This is a genomic window from Hymenobacter edaphi, from assembly GCF_003258365.1.
Lineage (GTDB): Bacteria > Bacteroidota > Bacteroidia > Cytophagales > Hymenobacteraceae > Solirubrum > Solirubrum edaphi.
The window spans coordinates 1-16,377 of record NZ_QHKM01000005.1; the positions used below are offsets into that span (position 1 = coordinate 1).

A 16,377-nucleotide genomic window follows, 5' to 3' on the forward strand; every position below is an offset into this window, starting at 1 on the left:
TAGCAAACTCGGTCGCCACTTTGCAAGTTCCAAGCCCAGGTTTTTTTCTGGTCGCTCTCGGCAACCGGCCGTTTCACAGCGAAACGGAGGGCAAAGATCGGAACTTCTTTCCTTTCGTGTCAAGACCAGCAGCCACCTTTTTTTTCGCCGCCTGCTGTCCTCGCCGCCTCCTGCTGAAGCGGGGTGCAAAGGTAGCATCACCGCTTCGAAAAAGTCAAGCAACTTGACCGAAAAACTTTTCAAGACTTCCTCATTCGAGGTTTTAGCTGGCCGTTTGCCGAACTGGGATGACAAAGGTAAGGCCCGCTTGCGCAATGTCAAGCGGGCCTTCGCATTTATTTTCCGACTGACGACTAGTTCCGGTGGATTGTGCTGATGCGGTCGGGCCCTACGCTGACGATGCTTACGGGAACTTGCAACTGCTGCTCAAGGTATTGCACGTAGGCGGTGAGTTGGGCAGGCAGATTGGCGGAATCCGAGATATTGTCGAGGCTGGTTTGCCAGCCGGGCAGAGGGCTATACTCAGGAGTTAATTCCTGCAGTTCGGCGAGGTCGGGCAGATGCTCGGTAGTACTGCCGTCGGGGCGACGGTAGTGGGTGCAGACCTGGATTTCGTCGAAATCGGAAAGCACGTCGGCTTTCATCAGGTGGATTTCGGTGACGCCGTTCAGCATGATGGCGTAGCGCAGGGCCGGCAGGTCGATCCAGCCGCAACGGCGGGGGCGGCCGGTGGTAGAGCCAAATTCGCGGCCAGCCTGGCGGATCTTCTCCCCTACTTCGTCGTGAAGCTCGGTGGGGAACGGGCCGCTGCCGACGCGGGTGCAGTAGGCTTTGCTGATGCCGTACACCTTATCGATGTGCTTCGGGGCGATGCCGAGGCCGGTGCAGGCGCCGGCTACCACGGTGCTGGAGGAGGTGACGAAGGGATAGGTGCCGAAGTCGATGTCGAGCAGAGAGCCTTGGGCGCCTTCGGCCAGGATGCGTTTGCCCTGGGCCAGCAGGTCGTTGAGCAGGTACTCGGTATCAACAAGGCGGAGCTGGCGGAGCTCTTCGACGGCTTCGAAGAAGATGGGCTCGGCTTCTTCGATTTCCAGCTCGCGCTGGTGGAAGTTGGCGAGCTGGCGGTGCCGCTCGACGGCTTCGTTGTAGCGCTCCTTAAAGTTGGGGTGCAGGATGTCGCCTACTCGCAGGCCGGTGCGGCCGATTTTATCCTGGTAGGTCGGGCCGATGCCTTTTAAGGTAGAGCCGATTTTGCCGCCGCCGCGGGCTTCTTCCCAGATCCGGTCCAGCGCGCGGTGCGACGGGAGGATTAGCTGGGCTTTCTTGGAGATGTAGAGGTTGGCGGTGCCGTCGACGCCGCGGGCGGTGAGCTTGCGCAGCTCTTCGCGGAAGACGACGGGGTCGAGGACGACGCCGTTGCCGACTACATTAATAATGTGCGGGTGGAAGATACCCGATGGCACCTGGTGCAGGACGTGCTTGGTGCCGTTGAAGGTGAGGGTGTGGCCGGCGTTGGGGCCGCCTTGAAAACGAGCTACTACGTCGTACGTGGGTGCAAGCACGTCCACGATTTTACCTTTTCCTTCGTCGCCCCACTGGAGGCCAACGAGTACGTCTACGGGCATTTAATTGGCGTTTTTGAGCAAGCTAGAGGCAGCTGCTTCGTCGTCGGCGATGGTGAAGATGGAGGTGAGTTTGGTTAGCGCCAGCATTTTGCGCGGGTGCTCGGCGGGGTTGATCAGGACCAGCTCGCCGCCGCGGCTGCGGAACTTGGTCAGCAGCGATACGAGCACGCCAATGCCGGAGCTGTTGACGTAGCGGACGTTGGAAAGGTCGACGGAGCAGAGCTTAACGGCTTCGTCGCCGAGGTGCTGGTCAACGGTCTGGAGGAGTTGTTGGGAATCGGGGCTGCCAATCAGGTCGCCGGAGAGGCGGACCGAGAGGATGCCGTCTTGCAGGTTGGCGTCGGTTCTCATTCAGGGTTGGTACGAGCGGCTTTGGCGCGGCAGTCGCCGCAAATGCCGTAAAGATTTAGAGAGTGGTGCAAGATATGGAAGTTCAATAACTCCCCGACCATGGTTTGGATGCCGTGGATGCGCGGGTCGCAGAACTCCACGACTTTGTGGCACTCGGTGCAGATGACGTGGTCGTGCTGGCGGTAGCCGTAGGACTTCTCGTACTGCGCGAGGTTGCGGCCGAACTGGTGCTTGCTGACAAGGTGATGCTCGACCAGCAAATCCAAGGTGTTGTACACGGTGGCGCGGCTGACCTGCACGCCGCGGTCTTTCATGCCGGCGTAGAGCTCCTCCACGTCGAAGTGGCCGGTGCGCGAGTAGATTTCTTCGAGGATGGCGTACCGCTCGGAGGTTTTGCGCAGGCCCTTGCTTTCGAGGTAGGCGGTGAAAATCTTCTTTACCTCCTCGTACTTGGCAACATCAAGCATTTTGTGCTCCTATATATACTAAGGTGTACCAGCTATGTACTCCGACATGCTGAAATGACGAACCGTTAACCGGTTCAGGACCCAAACCGTTCGACCGAAAGCACGCCGCGCACCCGGCTGAGACGCTGGATCAGCTTCTCGAGGTGGGCCGTGTCGTTGACGAACACCATGATCTGGCCCTCGAACATGCCGTCGTCGGAGTCGATGGTGATGGAGCGCATGTTTACCTTGAGGCTGTTGCTGATGATTTTGGTTACGTCGTTGACGAGGCCAACGCGGTCGGAGCCCTTGATGCGGATGCCGGCCAGGAAGGCAAGCTCCAGTTGCTCGGTCCACTTGGCGCGCACGATGCGGTTGCCGAAGCTGGACATGAGCGTGGTGGCTTTCGGGCAGGACGTACGGTGGATGACGATGCCCTGGTCGGTTTCGAAGCCGAACACGTCGTCGCCGGGGATGGGGTTGCAGCAGGTGGCGATGGTATGGCGGATCTGGTCGGTGGTCTGGCCGATGACCAGCATATCCGGGCGCACGCCGCGCAGCTTCTGTACTTCCTGGTCGAAGGCCTTTGGCTCCAGCATCGAGGGGGTGCGCGGGAGCGGGACGGTGGGGTCGAACAGGCTTTCCTTGATTTCGCGGCCGTCGACCTGCCCGATGGCCAGGCGGTAGTAGAATTCGTGGGCGTTGTGGACGTTGAAGTGCGCCAACAGGCGGTTCAGGTTATCCGGCGTCTGCTCCACTCCTATCAGCTCCAGGCGCTTTTCGAGCAGGAATTTGCCGTCCTCGGCTTTAGCCCGCTTGTCGTCGCGCAGGTAATCCTTGATGCTGCTACGCGCTTTCGAGGTGGTGACGTAGCTAAGCCACTCCTCGGTGGGGCGCTGCTTCTGCGAAGTCAGGATTTCAATCTGGTCCCCGTTGCGCAGGCGGTAGCTGAGCGGCTCCAGCTTCTGGTTGACCTTGGCGCCGAGGCACTGCAGGCCAATCTGGGTGTGGATTTCGAAGGCGAAATCCAGCGCGGTGGCGCCGTCGGGCAGAATAACCAGCTTGCCTTTCGGGGTGAAGACGTAAACCTCTTTGACGAAGAGGTTCTGGCGGAACTCGTCCATAAACTCCAGGGCGCTGGAGTTGTTGGTTTCGAGCATCTCGCGCACCTTGTTAATCCACGCTTCGAGCGAGGATTCAGGCTGCACGGCGCCGGTGTCCTTGTACTTCCAGTGGGCGGCGTAGCCTTTCTCGGCAATGTCGTCCATGCGCCGGGAGCGGATCTGCACTTCCACCCACTGGCCGGTCTGCGACATGACGGTGGTGTGCAGGCTCTCGTAGCCGTTGGCTTTGGGCGTGCTCACCCAGTCGCGCAGGCGGTCGGGGTTGGGCTGGTAGAAGTCGGTGACGATGGAGTAGACGCGCCAGCAGGCGGCTTTTTCCTGCTCCGGCGGCACGTCGAGGATGATGCGGATGGCAAACAGGTCGTAGACTTCCTCGAAGGGAATGTTCTGCTTGCGCATCTTACGCAGGATGGAGTAGATGCTCTTGGGCCGGCCCTTGATTTCGAAGTCGAAGCCCTGGGATTTTAGCTCGTCGTCGAGCGGGGCCACGAACTCCTTGATAAAGCGGTTGCGGGCGCCGCGGCTCTGGCGCACCTTCTGCGTCAGGTCGCGGAAGGTGTCGGTGTCGGTGTACTTGAGGTGCAGGTCCTCCAGCTCGCTCTTGATAGCGTAGAGGCCGAGACGGTGGGCCAGCGGGGCGTAGAGGTAGATGGTTTCCGACGCGATTTTGAGCTGCTTGTGGCGCGGCATCGAGTCGAGCGTCCGCATGTTGTGCAGGCGGTCGGCGATTTTGATGAGGATAACGCGCACGTCTTCCGACAGCGTCAGCAGCATCTTGCGGAAGTTCTCGGCCTGCTCGGAGGTGCCGTAGTCGAATACGCCCGAAATCTTGGTCAGGCCGTCGACGATGCGGGCGACCTTGGTGCCGAACTCGCGCTCCACGTCGGAAATTTCCCAGGGCGTGTCCTCCACCACGTCGTGCAGCAGGGCCGCCACGATGCTGGTGGTGCCCAAGCCGATTTCCTCCACCACAATCTGCGCCACGGCCAGCGGGTGCAGGATGTACGGCTCGCCGGACTTGCGGCGCATGTCCTTGTGGGCCTCCAGGGAGGTGTTGAAGGCCTTTTTGATGAGCTTGGCGTCGCCACCCTTAAGGTAGGGCTTGGCCGTGCGGAGCAGTTTGCGGTAGTGGCGCAGGATTTCCTGCCGCTCTACCTCCGGATCTATGAGAGTTGCCATTGGCGAAAAAGCACTGCGGGCCGCTTGCGAAGGGCGGCCGACGAAGGTACGAAAACCGCGCCCGGTGGGGTCCCTCCTATTGGGCGGAACTGTTCGGAAGCACGGTTCGGCTGGGCGAAGGGGTGGTTGGTTCTGGGTAAGATAACAGCGGATGGGGGCTGGGCGTTACCGGCACGGCCTAATAAGCGCAATGGGGAATACCATTAAGTCGCACAGTTGGAGCGGACATGAGTAGATGTTACTTTCCGACAAAATATATCTCATGAAAAGCTTACTCTTATTTGCCCTTCTGCTGGTTTGTGGCATTGCAAAAGCTCAAGCTCCGATGCCATACGATCATCGAGACCCTTATGGGCAATATATTGGTAAGACAGTGGACCAGATTTTCGAGGCAATGAAAACAAATGCAAGTTTCCGATATGGAGACCATTTGCTGCTTGCTCCCAAACCCGGTTCGCTTCTTTTTTACGTTGGGGCAAATGGCATGGAGTTAAGCTATCTGATTATAGATGGGATGGCGACTGAGGTTATGATTAGCATTCCAAAAGGTGCTCCAGCTGCGGATAACATGCTAAAGTTCGTAGCAGCCAACTGCCAAATGATGGGGTCGTTGCCGGATGGTAGTGCCACACGTTACCAAAGTCCATACGCTCGTATCATGGTCTATGAAGCACCAGCTTATGAGGACCGTGAGGACCGTCTTTGCTTCAGATATACTCCTATCCCGCGCTGAAGCATTTAAAAAAACAGAAAAGGCCCCGTTGCTACTCCAGCAGGGCCTTTTTTATTGAGCCCACACTCCAATCATTTACAGGACTGACTGTTTGGTTAATTCGGAACATACAACGAAGCGGTAAAGATGCTTCGGCTGCGCTCAGCCTAACGGCCCAATGCCACCCGCAGCGCCGCCTAACCGCCAACCCGGCGCAAGGGTTTGATATTCCGGCGCACTTGCTTAGCTTTGCGGCCCCGCGGCGACCGGCCCGGCATGCGGATGTGGCGAAATTGGTAGACGTGCCAGACTTAGGATCTGGTGCCGCAAGGCGTGTGGGTTCGAGTCCCTCCATCCGCACCACTTCTCTGCCGTTTCGATGGCAGCCTCAATGCAGGCCCTCAACACCCCGGCCCCGGTGCGTTGGGGGCTTGTTGCCTTTTTATCTAACTGGGCCCACGGCCCGCTTACTTTTAACCTCCGACTCGTTTTGGACATCACCCTCGACAACAAAGACGAACAGCAGGGCGCCCTGCTGACCGTGCGCCTCACGGAAGCTGACTACTCGGAAGCAGTAGAAAAGCAGATCAAGGACGTCAGCAAGCGGGCGCAGATCAAGGGCTTCCGGCCGGGTAAGGTGCCGGCGGCGCTGGTGCGCAAGATGTACGGCAAGGGCGTGCTGGTTGACGAAATCAACAAGCAGCTGAACTCGGCCGTCGACACCTACATCAAGGAGAACAAGCTGCGCCTGCTGGGCGAGCCGCTGCCGGTGCCCGCCAGCGTGGACTTCGACACCCAGAAGGACTTTGAATTCCAGTTCGAGCTGGGCCTGGTGCCCGACTTCTCGCTGCCCACCGGTGACTCGTTCGAAGTGGAGCGCCCGAAAGTGGAGCTGGACCAGAACACCCTGGACGATACCTACGAGCAGATCGGCCGCCAGTTCGGCGAAAACACCACCCCTGAAACCTCGGAGGCCGGTGACTACATTTCGGGCCAGCTGAAGCAGGAAACCACCGAGTTTTCGCAGAAAGTGATGCTGCCCACCAACAAGCTGAAAAACAACGCCGACAAGTTCGTGGGCGTGAAGGCCGGCGACGTGGTGAGCTTCGACCTGAAGGACGCTTTCGGCGGCGACGCGACCCTGATTGCCAACTTCACGGGCCTCTCCAAGGAGCTGGCTGCCGGCGTCGATGGCGAGTACACCTTCGAAGTGGAGCAGATTCACCGCTCGCAGCAGTCGGAGTACAACCAGGAGCTGTTCGACAAGGTGTTCGGCAAGGACGTGGTGACCTCGAAGGAGGATTTCGACGCCAAAGTGCGCGAAACCATCCAGGAGAACTACGACCGGGAGTCGAACAACGTGCTGAACCGTCGCCTGATTCAGAAGCTGGTTGACTCCACGGAAATCAACCTGCCCAAGGAATTCTTCAAGAAGTGGCTGCTGGCGGCCAACCAGGGCAAGCTGACCAAGGAGCAGATCGAGGAGCACTACGACGACTACGAGAAGGAGCTGAAGTGGTCCTTGATCCGCAACAAAGTGGTGGAGGAGCAGGAGCTGAAGGTGTCGAACGAGGAAATCATGGACCGTACCATGGACAAGATTCTGGCCCAGTTCAACATGCCGGAGGTAGGCGAGGAGCTGCGCGAATCGGTGCGCGGCTTTGCCGACAATTACCTGCGTCAGGAGAACGGCAAGAACTACGTGCAGGAGTACGAAGCCATTCTGGCAGACAAAGTAGTCGACAACCTGCGTGGTCAGATTGTTGTTAAGGACCAGCCGATGACGGCCGAGGACTTCCGGAACACCCCGCAGGCGTAATTTCCGCGCCGGGGTTGATTCCCGCTAAAAAAAAGCCCTTACTTCGTCGGAGTAAGGGCTTTTTTCGTACCCTTGGCTTCCGGTGTTTCCGCTGGCATCACGCCGTACCAATCATTCTCCTACCTCTTCAGTCAATGCTGAACAAACAGGAATTCCGCAAATTCGCCGTTAAGGGTCAAGGCCTGAGCGGCTTGGGTGTCGATCAGTATCTGCACCACATCGAAGGCCAAAGCAGCCATTTCGTCACGGGCATGACGCGCTCCGTTATCGAGGAACGCCCCACGCGCTTCGCCGAAATCGACGTATTCTCCCGCCTGATCATGGACCGCATCGTGTTCCTGGGCACGCCGGTGGATGATTACATTGCCAACATCATCACCGCCCAGTTGCTGTTCCTGGAGTCGGCCGATGCCAAGAAGGACATTCTGCTCTACATCAACTCGCCCGGCGGCTCGGTGTACGCCGGCCTCGGCATCTACGACACGATGCAGTACGTGGGTCCGGACGTGGCTACCATCTGCACCGGCCTGGCTGCCTCCATGGGCGCCGTGTTGCTCGCCGGCGGGGCCAAGGACAAGCGCTCGGCCCTCCCCCACGCCCGCGTGATGATTCACCAGCCCTCGGGCGGCGTGCAGGGTCAGTCGTCGGACATCGAGATTACCGCCCGCGAAATCCTCAAGCTGAAGAAAGAGCTGTACGACATCCTGGCCAAGCACACCGGCAAAACCTACCAGGAAGTGCACGACAACTCCGACCGCGACTACTGGATGCGCGCCGACGAAGCCAAGGAATACGGCATCATCGACGAAGTGCTGGAGCGCCACAAGCTGGAGAAGTAATTTCTTGGCGACGCTGAAATAATCAGAACGTCATGCTGAGCTTGCCGAAGCATCTCTACCGCTTCCTTGCAGCCTGCAGCATGACGTTCTTGTGTTTCAAGAATTAAGCTTGATGCGCCACGCTGACTTACCGGAACGCTGGAAGACCAAGATTCGGGAATATTTGATTGCGAAAGGGGAAACCAGGTATCATACGTTTGGGGCCTCCGATTTTCCTTCAGATAGCGTGGTCCGCATCAGATTCGAGGATGGCTCTACCGTTGATTTCAAGCACGCTTTTGTGCTGAAAGTGCCTGAGTGGCACGAAGTGGCCGTTTTCAAGCAACACTGCGGTTGCCACTTGTTTCACCTTCATGACGAGCTTGATTTGGTTATTGGTAGAGATGCTTCGACAAGCTCAGCATGACGTTCTAATTAGCCAAGGCTGCATTCGCTCAGCCAGTAATTCCGCCCATTCGGCGACAAAGTTTCAGCGGCAGACGGCCGCTCATGCAACCGTCTCATTCTGAATGGTAACTTCAGGGTGAGACGGTTGTTCTTTTTATAGAAGCCTGTCGGTTCGGCACTTTTAGGTGAGAGCGGGGCGTTTGCGAATTCGTACCTTTGAAGCGGTATTCGGCCCAGTATGGCTAATTCCGTTAGTTTTTCGACTTTCCTTCGACAATGGCAGATATCACCTGCTCGTTTTGCGGCAAAAGCAAGCGCGAGGTTTCCATCATGATTTCCGGCATCAACGCGCACATCTGTGAGCGGTGCGTCGGGCAGGCGCAGCAGATTTTGAACGAAGAGAACAAGATTCGTTCGAACTCGAAGACGCCGAAGTTCAACCTCGTGAAGCCCCGCGACATGAAGGAATACCTCGATCAATACGTGGTAGGCCAGGATGAAGCGAAGAAGGTGCTGGCGGTGGCCGTCTACAACCACTACAAGCGCCTGATGCAGAAGCCCGCCGGCAAGGATGACGTCACGATTGAAAAATCGAACATCATCATGGTGGGCGAAACCGGCACGGGCAAAACCTTCCTGGCCAAAATGCTGGCCTCGGTGCTGCAGGTGCCCTTCTGCATTGCTGACGCGACGGTACTGACCGAAGCCGGCTACGTGGGCGAGGACGTGGAAAGCATCCTGACCCGCCTGCTGCAGGCCGCCGACTACAACGTGGAAGCGGCCGAGCGCGGCATCGTCTACATCGACGAGGTGGACAAGATTGCCCGCAAGAGCGACAACCCCAGCATCACCCGCGACGTGAGCGGCGAGGGCGTGCAGCAGGCCATGCTGAAGCTGCTGGAAGGCACCACGGTGAACGTGCCCCCGCACGGCGGCCGCAAGCACCCCGAGCAGAAGATGATTACGGTGAATACCGAGAACATCCTGTTCATCTGCGGCGGCGCCTTCGTGGGCATTGAGCGCATCATCAAGAGCCGCCTGAACACCAAGCCGCTGGGCTTCGCCAAGACGCTGCTGGACGAGAAGGTGGACACCAACAACTTCCTGCGCTACATCACGGCCCAGGACCTGAAGCAGTTTGGTCTTATTCCCGAACTGATCGGCCGCCTGCCGGTGCTCACGCACCTGAATCCGCTGGACAAGGCCACGCTGCGCATGATCCTGACGGAGCCCAAGAACTCCATCCTGAAGCAGTACAACCGCCTGTTCGAGATGGAAGGCATCAGCCTCTCCTTCACCGACGAGGCCCTGGACTACATCGTGGAGAAGGCCGACGAGTACCGCCTCGGTGCCCGCGGCCTGCGCAGCATCTGTGAAAGCATCATGACCGACGCCATGTTCGACATGCCCTCGGTGACGGATCAGACGGAGCTGGTTATCGACCTGGACTACGCCCACGAGAAGTTCGAGAAGTCGCCGCTGAAGCAGCTGCGGGCGGCGTAAAGGCTTATCGAATTGACAATAAACAGCGAAGCCGGACAAGCAAACTTGTCCGGCTTCGCTGTTTATTGTCAATTCGAAGTTTACGCTAAGGCATCTACTTCATGAGCCAATGGTGACCTACAACGAATAGTAGTACCATAAAAATAGCGAGGCCAAAATTTGCCCAAGGGTCAACAGAAAACGTATCCTGAAGTGAAATATTCTTGTTGGCAAGTCTGCATATCCCCCAGCGGATCAACGCTCCTAAGCAAGCGAGTAGCAAGAAGGTAATAAGCTCTACAGAAAACTGTAATAGCAGATCAAGTACTTGCCAGAATCCGTCCATGGACATAAGCAACAAGAGCTAAATCAATTATTCAAGTAACCCACCATCAGCTCCGCAGCTTTATCGGCAGCATTCGTACGGCCGAGTTTCTCGCGGATTTCGGCGTACCCGGCTTTTACTTCGGCAATGTATTTCTCGTCGTCGAGGACGCGGTGCAGCTCGGTGACGAGGTTGCGGGCGGTGAAGTCGCCCTGGATCAGCTCTTTCACTACTTCGCGGCCGGCAATGAGGTTGACCAGCGAAATGTACTTGACTTTGATAAAGGACTTGGCCAGCTGGTACGACACGGCGCTGGTGCGGTAGCAGACCACTTGGGGCACGTCGAACAGGGCGGTTTCCAGGGTGGCGGTGCCGCTGGTGACCACGGCCGCTTTGGCGTGGCGCAGCAGGTCGTAGGTCTGGTCGGTGACGATGCGCACGTTGATGCGCTCGAAGTGGCGGTAGTAGCCCGGGTCGAGGTTGGAGACGCCGGCCACCACGAACTGGTAATCGAGGAAGGGCGGCAGAATGCGCAGCATCTCAAAGAGCATTTCCTCGATTTCCTGCTTGCGCGAGCCGGGCAGCACCGCAATGATGGGCCGCTGCGGATCGAAGCCGTTGCGCTGGTGGAAGTCGTCGGTCACGGGGTGCTCGTGCACGGCGTCGGCGGTGGGGTTGCCGATGTAGTCCACGTCGTAGCCGAAGCGCTGGTAGAACTCCCGCTCGAAGGGCAGGATGACGAACATCTTGTCGACCAGGGCCTTGATCTTATGCACGCGCCCCTGGTTCCAGGCCCAGATTTTGGGCGAAATGTAGTAGAAAACCTTGATGCCGTGCGCCTTGGCGAATTTGGCCACGCGCAGGTTGAAGCCCGCGTAGTCGACCAGAATGAGCACGTCGGGCTTGTGGGCCAGCAGGTCCTGCTCGCATTCCTTGAGGAAGCGGCGGAACTTGAACACGGCGGTAGCGGCTTCCAGAAAGCCCATGATGGCCATTTCCTGGTAGTGGTGCACCATGGTGCCGCCGGCTTCCTCCATCATGTCGCCGCCCCAGCAGCGGAATTCCGCGCGGGCATCGTGCTGCTTAAGGGCGCCCATAAGGCGGGCGGCGTGGAAGTCACCGGACCGTTCGCCGGCAATGAGGTAGTATTTCACGTGGTGGAATTCTGAATTATGAATTCTGAATTCTGAATTGGAGAGAATCTGAACTCCAGAGAATTCAGCATTCATAATTCAGCATTCAGAATTACTCCCCGTAATATTCGACGAAGTTGCGTGGCGTTTCGTAGATCTTGATACCGTGCAGCCGGGCCGTATCGGTAATACGAGGCAGCTCCCGCTCTAGGATTTGCCAGAAGGCCACGGCCAGGTTTTCGGTGCTGGCCAGCTTGCCGGCCATGAACGGCACGTCCAGGTTGAGGTTCTTGTGGTCGACGTGCTGAATAATATGCTCGCGAATCAGCGTGCTGAGGGCTTTCAGGTCGACGACGAAGCCGGTGTCGGGGTCGGGCTGGCCTTTGACGGTGACGATGAGGTCGTAATTATGGCCGTGCCAGTTGGCGTTGGCGCAGGGCCCGAACACTTCCTTGTTGCGCTCCTCGCTCCACGCAGGGTTGTAGAGCTTGTGGGCGGCGTTGAAGTGTTCCTGGCGACTGATGTAAATCATGGGCAGAGAGGCAAGGAGGGGCTTAGAGACGAGGCCGCGGCCGCGGCACCGGGCCGAACCAGTCGGATCATCGTCCTTAAGCCCCTTTTTTCCGCAGCAAATATACGAAGAACGGTACGCCGAACAGGGCCGTGACCAAGCCGACGGGCAGGCCGGCGGGCGGATTGAGCAGACGGGCCAGCAGGTCGCAGCCGAGCAGGAAGGTGCCGCCAAGCAGGGCACAGAAGGCCACGTTCAGCCGGCCCGTCACGCCCAGCAGTCCGCGCGTGGCGTGCGGCACGATCAGGCCCACAAAGCCCAGCGGCCCGCACAGCGCCACTACCCCGGCCGTGATGCCCGACGAGACGAGCAGCAGCAGCCAGCGCGTGCGGCCCACGTCGAGGCCCAGGGCCGCCGCCCGCTCTTCCCCCAGCAGCAGCACATTCAGGTGGCGGCGCAGCAGCCAGGCGGCCACCATGCCCAGCAGCACCGCCACGGCCGGGCCGCCCAACAGGGGCCAGCCGGCGCGTTCCAGACTGCCCAGGCCCCAGGAAATAGCAGCCCGCAGCTGCGAATCCGTTTGGGCCCGGAAGGTGATAAGCCCGCCCAGCGCATTCAGCAAAGACGACAGCGCCACGCCCGCCAGCAGCAGCTGGGTGGGAATCAGGCGGCCGCGGCGGCTGCCCAGGCCGATGACCAGTAGCGTGGCCCCTACCGCCCCGGCCAGGCAGCCCAGCGGCACCAACCAGGGCGTGACGGCGCTGGCCGTGGGCAGCAGAATGTTTATCACCAGCGCTCCTAGGGAAGCGCCCGAGGCGGTGCTGAGCAGGTAGGGGTCGGCCAGCGGATTGTTGACCATGGCCTGCATCAGGTAGCCGCTCAGGGCCAGGCCGCCGCCGGCTAGCAGCGCCAGCAGCAGGCGCGGCAGCCGCAGCTCGATCAGTACCACGTGGGCGGGGTTCTCGGCGTTGTAGTGCCCGAGGGCCTGCCAGAGCGTGGCATAATCGGCGCCGGCCACGCTGCCCACGCGCAGGCCGGCCAGCAGCAGCGCCGCGGCCAGCAGCACGAGGCCCAGGAACAGCAGCGGTGCCCGGCGGCTCATCGGGCGGGGCGCAGCAGGCCCCGCAGCTCGCGCACCGACTCCACCACCCGCGGGCTGGGGCGGTCCATCAGGTCGCCGGTGACGGGGAACACGCGGCGGGTGCGGTAGGCGGTGGTGCGGCGCAGCTCGGGGTACATGCGGAAAAAGGTGCTGTCCAGCTGCCCGAAACGCCCGCCGATGATGACGTCGGGGTTCAGCTTCAGAATATACTCCCGGGTGAGGGAAGGATACGGCTGCGGAAAATCCTCGGCCAGGGCGTTCTGACCGCCGGCCAGGCGGATTTTGTCGGTGAAGATGGTGTTGCGGCCAAAGGCGTAGATCGGGTCGTTGGAAATGACGGCCAAAGCGCGCAGATGCGGGCCGGCGGTGTCGGCGGTCAGCTGGCCCAGCTCCTGCGCCAGCGAGTCGGTGAGGCGCCGGGCCTGCGGCTGGCGGCCGAGCAGGCGGCCCAGGTCCCGCAGGCCGCGGAAAACGTCGGTGACGCGCTGGTAGCGCTGGTAATACACCGGAATCCCCAGCTGCTGCAGGCGGGCCGCATCGGCGGGGCTGGTAATGCCCTCGACGGTAAACACCACGTCGGGGTGCAGGCCGACGAGCGTCTCAAAGTCGAGCGGGTAACTGTTGACCACGGGCTTGCGCAGCGCGGCGGCCGGGTAGTCGCACACCTGGGTGCGCCCGACGATGGTGGCGGTATCGGCCACGGCGTAGAGCATTTCCGTCATGGAGGCGGCCAGGGCCATGATGCGGCGGGGCGGGGCCTGAAACGTGACCGAGCGGCCGAGGTCGTCCTGCACGGTCAGGGGGCGGGGCGGGGCCTGGGCCGGAGCATCGGCCGAATCGGTGGCGGGCGAGCAGGCGGCGGTCAGCAGCAGGCCGAGCAGCGGCAACAATCGTCTTCTGAGCATGGCCGGCAAAGGTAGAGCCCCGTCCGCCAACGGCGTAATCCGCCGGGGCAATGCGGCGCCGGCCGCGGCGCGCCGTCACGCGGCACTCCCCTACCGGCAAAGCTTACTCGCTGGCGGGCCCGTGCTCGACCAGGCAAAAAAAAGCCCGTTGCGGGGGCGCAACGGGCTTTTCGCCTTACATGAGGTAGAATTCCTCGGCCTTGCGCGGCTCGGGCACCTGGGGCTCGTGCAGCAGCTGGCGGATGTTGATGTCGATGGTGCGGGCAATGGCCGACACCGGCGTGTCGGTGGGCTTGTTGTTGAAGGGGTCCTGCATGAACTTGGCGGTTTTTTCGAGCAGGAAAAATGCCGAAGCCACAATCGTCAGGGCCGGAATTTCCATCAGGCCCACTTCTTCCACCAGCCCCAGCGACAGGATAATCAGGAACAGGTAGATGAAGAGATGAATAAACAGGCGGTACGTCACCGGAAACACCGTGCTCTTGATGCGCTCGGCCTGGCCCATGGAGGCCACCAGGCGCACCAGCGTGCTGTCGAGCTGCACCTGCTGGAAGGTATTGAGGGCGCCGGCCTGGGTGAGCGTGGCCAGGTCGTCGGAGTGCTGCTGCATTAGGGCCAGCGGCTTGTTGCGGTGTTCGGCCACGCTGGCCATTTCCTCGGGGCTGATAAACTGCGGCAGGCCCGCCAGGGCATCCTGCCCGCGCAGGCTCTGGCCCAGGCTGTAGCACCAGGCAATCTGGCGGTGGCCCAGGCGGCGCAGCAGCCGGGCCGCCTCGCCGGCGGGCATCTGGCGCGGGTCGATGAACTGCCGCAGCTGCAGCACCAGGCTGCGCGAGTCGTTTACGATGGCCCCCCACACCTTGCGTGCCTCCCACCACCGGTCGTACGACTGGTTCATGTTGAAGGCCAGCAGCAGCGAAATGAAGCTGCCCAGGATGGTGGGCAGCTGCACCGGCACCGGCGGCAGGTAGCTGGCCACGTAGGTTTTCAGCAGCTGAAACAACAGGGAAAACAGGATAACGCGAGCCACATCCCACTTGATCTGGTGAAAGATGTAGCGGTACGGAATTTTGGTGTCTATCAGCATCAGCTTGGATTTACAGCTCTACACTTCGCTGTGCCGGGCGGGGCGCAATCAGTACCATACCGATAGGTCGCCCGCACGTAAGCGCTTCTACGCAGCTTCAGCATCTACAAGCTGGGAAACAACCATTAAAATTGAATTAAATCGATATTAATCCTCGATTAAACCCTTTATAAGCCTATCTGTATTGTGTTAAGCCATTGCTCCCGCAATCGTTTGCGGCTGGATTTCCAGCCTCACCGGCCCGATAGCGGGCCGGCCGCCGGTTCTGCGAATAGTCCTGCTGCGCCAAGGTGCGGCCGCCGGGCCGGGCGCCCCGACACGCCCGAGCCGGCAGAAACTGCGTACTTCGCAGCTCAGAAGAACCCAACTCCAGCTTATGATTATCGTGACGGGCGCAGCGGGCTTTATCGGCAGCTGCCTGGTGAGCCGCCTCAACGCCGATGGCTTCAACGACGTGGTCGTGGTCGACAACTTTTCGGCCGAGCGCAAGCTTTTGAACCTGAAAGGCAAGCACCTGCGCGAGTACGTGGACCGCGGCGAGTTTTTCGACTGGCTCGATAAAAACCACGAGCAGGTGGAGTTCGTCTTCCACCTCGGCGCCCGCACCGACACGGCCGAGCAGGACGTGGCCGTGTTCGACCTGCTGAACCTGAACTACTCGAAGCAGCTGTGGGCCGCGTGCGTGCGCTACCAGCTGCCGCTGGTGTACGCCTCCTCGGCCGCCACCTACGGCTCGGGCACGCTGGGCTACTCCGATGAGGAAGCCTTGCTGCCGCTGCTGCGCCCGCTGAATCCCTACGGCGACTCCAAGAACGACTTCGACAACTGGGCCGTGCAACAGCCGGAAAAGCCGTTTTTCTGGGCCGGGCTGAAGTTTTTCAACGTGTACGGGCCCAACGAGTACCACAAGGGCCGCATGGCTTCGGTGATTTTCCACACCTTCCAGCAGGTGCAGCGCACCGGCTCGATGGAGCTGTTCCGCTCGCACAACCCCGACTACGCCGACGGGGAGCAGCAGCGCGACTTTATCTACGTGCGCGACCTGACCGACGTGTGCGTGTTCCTGATGCACCAGCGCCGCCACTCGGGCATCTACAACCTGGGCACCGGCGAGGCGCGCACCTTCCTCGATCTGGCCCTGAACACCTTCGCAGCCCTGGATAAGACGGCCGATATCCGGTTCAAGGACACGCCCGAGGACATCCGCGACACCTACCAGTACTTCACCCAGGCCGACATGAGCAAGCTGCGCGGCATCGGCTACGAGCGGCCGTTTACGCGCCTGGAAGACGGCATTCGCGAGTACGTACGCGACTTTTTGCTGCCGGGCGCGTACCTGTAGCCCCGGGC

16 protein-coding genes and 1 tRNA gene are annotated in these 16,377 nt (G+C 60.2%); 7 read left to right on the plus strand and 10 right to left on the minus strand.

The genetic code is table 11. The features are described from left to right. From DLM85_RS25790 to DLM85_RS16015, 5 genes are all read right to left on the minus strand, one after another. Nucleotides 1-294, minus strand: a 294-nt coding sequence (locus DLM85_RS25790) for a hypothetical protein (protein WP_207891043.1), incomplete at its 3' end; no start/stop codon positions are given. A 59-nt stretch (nt 295-353) separates the two neighbouring features. Further along, complete coding sequence (locus tag DLM85_RS16000; RefSeq protein ID WP_111479133.1) at nt 354-1,625, minus strand: adenylosuccinate synthase; 1,272 nt, start codon at nt 1,623-1,625, stop codon at nt 354-356. Further along, nucleotides 1,626-1,976, minus strand: a complete 351-nt coding sequence (locus DLM85_RS16005; protein WP_078011413.1) for an STAS domain-containing protein — start codon at nt 1,974-1,976, stop codon at nt 1,626-1,628. Continuing rightward, nucleotides 1,973-2,443, minus strand: coding sequence for a Fur family transcriptional regulator (locus DLM85_RS16010; RefSeq protein WP_111479134.1), 471 nt, complete (start codon nt 2,441-2,443; stop codon nt 1,973-1,975). The genes DLM85_RS16005 and DLM85_RS16010 overlap by 4 nt, the downstream gene beginning before the upstream one ends. Nucleotides 2,444-2,517: 74 nt before the next feature. Then, nucleotides 2,518-4,725: a RelA/SpoT family protein gene (locus tag DLM85_RS16015; RefSeq protein WP_111479135.1), complete on the minus strand. Its 2,208-nt coding sequence runs from the start codon at nt 4,723-4,725 to the stop codon at nt 2,518-2,520. Nucleotides 4,726-4,987: 262 nt separating this feature from the next. Here DLM85_RS16015 and DLM85_RS25105 point away from each other — a divergent pair, with 262 nt between their 5' ends. The 6 genes from DLM85_RS25105 (at nt 4,988) to clpX (ending at nt 9,985) form a co-directional block, all read left to right on the plus strand. Then, nucleotides 4,988-5,458 carry a hypothetical protein gene (locus DLM85_RS25105; protein WP_133257094.1) on the plus strand — a complete coding sequence of 157 codons (471 nt, stop codon included), beginning with the start codon at nt 4,988-4,990 and terminating at the stop codon, nt 5,456-5,458. Nucleotides 5,459-5,715: 257 nt separating this feature from the next. After that, nucleotides 5,716-5,800 (plus strand) — tRNA-Leu (locus DLM85_RS16020). A 127-nt stretch (nt 5,801-5,927) separates the two neighbouring features. Next, a complete protein-coding gene (gene tig, locus DLM85_RS16025) occupies nt 5,928-7,256 on the plus strand; it encodes a trigger factor (RefSeq protein WP_111479136.1) in 1,329 nt (442 codons plus the stop codon). 134 nt (nt 7,257-7,390) lie between these two features. Continuing rightward, a complete protein-coding gene (locus tag DLM85_RS16030) occupies nt 7,391-8,095 on the plus strand; it encodes an ATP-dependent Clp protease proteolytic subunit (RefSeq protein WP_111479137.1) in 705 nt (234 codons plus the stop codon). 112 nt (nt 8,096-8,207) lie between these two features. Then, nucleotides 8,208-8,501, plus strand: coding sequence for a hypothetical protein (locus DLM85_RS25110; RefSeq protein ID WP_133257095.1), 294 nt, complete (start codon nt 8,208-8,210; stop codon nt 8,499-8,501). 257 nt (nt 8,502-8,758) lie between these two features. Beyond that, a complete protein-coding gene (gene clpX / locus DLM85_RS16035; RefSeq protein ID WP_111479138.1) occupies nt 8,759-9,985 on the plus strand; it encodes an ATP-dependent Clp protease ATP-binding subunit ClpX in 1,227 nt (408 codons plus the stop codon). Between the two features lie 348 nt (nt 9,986-10,333). On the opposite strand, the gene lpxB is transcribed toward clpX, so the two are convergent. From lpxB to DLM85_RS16060, 5 genes are all read right to left on the minus strand, one after another. Then, nucleotides 10,334-11,443, minus strand: coding sequence for a lipid-A-disaccharide synthase (lpxB, locus tag DLM85_RS16040; RefSeq protein ID WP_111479139.1), 1,110 nt, complete (start codon nt 11,441-11,443; stop codon nt 10,334-10,336). Nucleotides 11,444-11,534: 91 nt separating this feature from the next. After that, nucleotides 11,535-11,954 carry a 6-pyruvoyl trahydropterin synthase family protein gene (locus DLM85_RS16045; protein ID WP_111479140.1) on the minus strand — a complete coding sequence of 140 codons (420 nt, stop codon included), beginning with the start codon at nt 11,952-11,954 and terminating at the stop codon, nt 11,535-11,537. Between the two features lie 76 nt (nt 11,955-12,030). Next, nucleotides 12,031-13,035, minus strand: a complete 1,005-nt coding sequence (locus tag DLM85_RS16050) for a FecCD family ABC transporter permease (RefSeq protein WP_111479141.1) — start codon at nt 13,033-13,035, stop codon at nt 12,031-12,033. Beyond that, the gene (locus DLM85_RS16055; protein WP_111479142.1) at nt 13,032-13,940 is read right to left on the minus strand and encodes an ABC transporter substrate-binding protein; all 909 of its coding nucleotides are present in this window, start codon (nt 13,938-13,940) and stop codon (nt 13,032-13,034) included. The genes DLM85_RS16050 and DLM85_RS16055 overlap by 4 nt, the downstream gene beginning before the upstream one ends. Before the next feature lie 175 nt (nt 13,941-14,115). After that, on the minus strand, nt 14,116-15,027 hold the full coding sequence (locus DLM85_RS16060) for a bestrophin family protein (protein ID WP_111479143.1): 912 nt from the start codon (nt 15,025-15,027) through the stop codon (nt 14,116-14,118). 376 nt (nt 15,028-15,403) lie between these two features. On the opposite strand from DLM85_RS16060, the gene rfaD reads away from it, so the two are divergent. Continuing rightward, nucleotides 15,404-16,369, plus strand: coding sequence for an ADP-glyceromanno-heptose 6-epimerase (rfaD, locus tag DLM85_RS16065; RefSeq protein ID WP_111479144.1), 966 nt, complete (start codon nt 15,404-15,406; stop codon nt 16,367-16,369). Nucleotides 16,370-16,377 lie beyond the last annotated feature (8 nt).

What these genes read in the sequence shown, in the direction of transcription:
- DLM85_RS16000 (WP_111479133.1), bottom strand. Translation starts at nt 1,625, where the DNA reads ATGCCCGTAGACGTACTCGTTGGCCTCCAGTGGGGCGACGAAGGAAAA.
- DLM85_RS16005 (WP_078011413.1), bottom strand. Translation starts at nt 1,976, where the DNA reads ATGAGAACCGACGCCAACCTGCAAGACGGCATCCTCTCGGTCCGCCTC.
- DLM85_RS16010 (WP_111479134.1), bottom strand. Translation starts at nt 2,443, where the DNA reads ATGCTTGATGTTGCCAAGTACGAGGAGGTAAAGAAGATTTTCACCGCC.
- DLM85_RS16015 (WP_111479135.1), bottom strand. Translation starts at nt 4,725, where the DNA reads ATGGCAACTCTCATAGATCCGGAGGTAGAGCGGCAGGAAATCCTGCGC.
- DLM85_RS25105 (WP_133257094.1), top strand. Translation starts at nt 4,988, where the DNA reads ATGAAAAGCTTACTCTTATTTGCCCTTCTGCTGGTTTGTGGCATTGCA.
- DLM85_RS16030 (WP_111479137.1), top strand. Translation starts at nt 7,391, where the DNA reads ATGCTGAACAAACAGGAATTCCGCAAATTCGCCGTTAAGGGTCAAGGC.
- DLM85_RS25110 (WP_133257095.1), top strand. Translation starts at nt 8,208, where the DNA reads ATGCGCCACGCTGACTTACCGGAACGCTGGAAGACCAAGATTCGGGAA.
- clpX (WP_111479138.1), top strand. Translation starts at nt 8,759, where the DNA reads ATGGCAGATATCACCTGCTCGTTTTGCGGCAAAAGCAAGCGCGAGGTT.
- DLM85_RS16045 (WP_111479140.1), bottom strand. Translation starts at nt 11,954, where the DNA reads ATGATTTACATCAGTCGCCAGGAACACTTCAACGCCGCCCACAAGCTC.
- DLM85_RS16050 (WP_111479141.1), bottom strand. Translation starts at nt 13,035, where the DNA reads ATGAGCCGCCGGGCACCGCTGCTGTTCCTGGGCCTCGTGCTGCTGGCC.
- DLM85_RS16055 (WP_111479142.1), bottom strand. Translation starts at nt 13,940, where the DNA reads ATGCTCAGAAGACGATTGTTGCCGCTGCTCGGCCTGCTGCTGACCGCC.
- DLM85_RS16060 (WP_111479143.1), bottom strand. Translation starts at nt 15,027, where the DNA reads ATGCTGATAGACACCAAAATTCCGTACCGCTACATCTTTCACCAGATC.
- rfaD (WP_111479144.1), top strand. Translation starts at nt 15,404, where the DNA reads ATGATTATCGTGACGGGCGCAGCGGGCTTTATCGGCAGCTGCCTGGTG.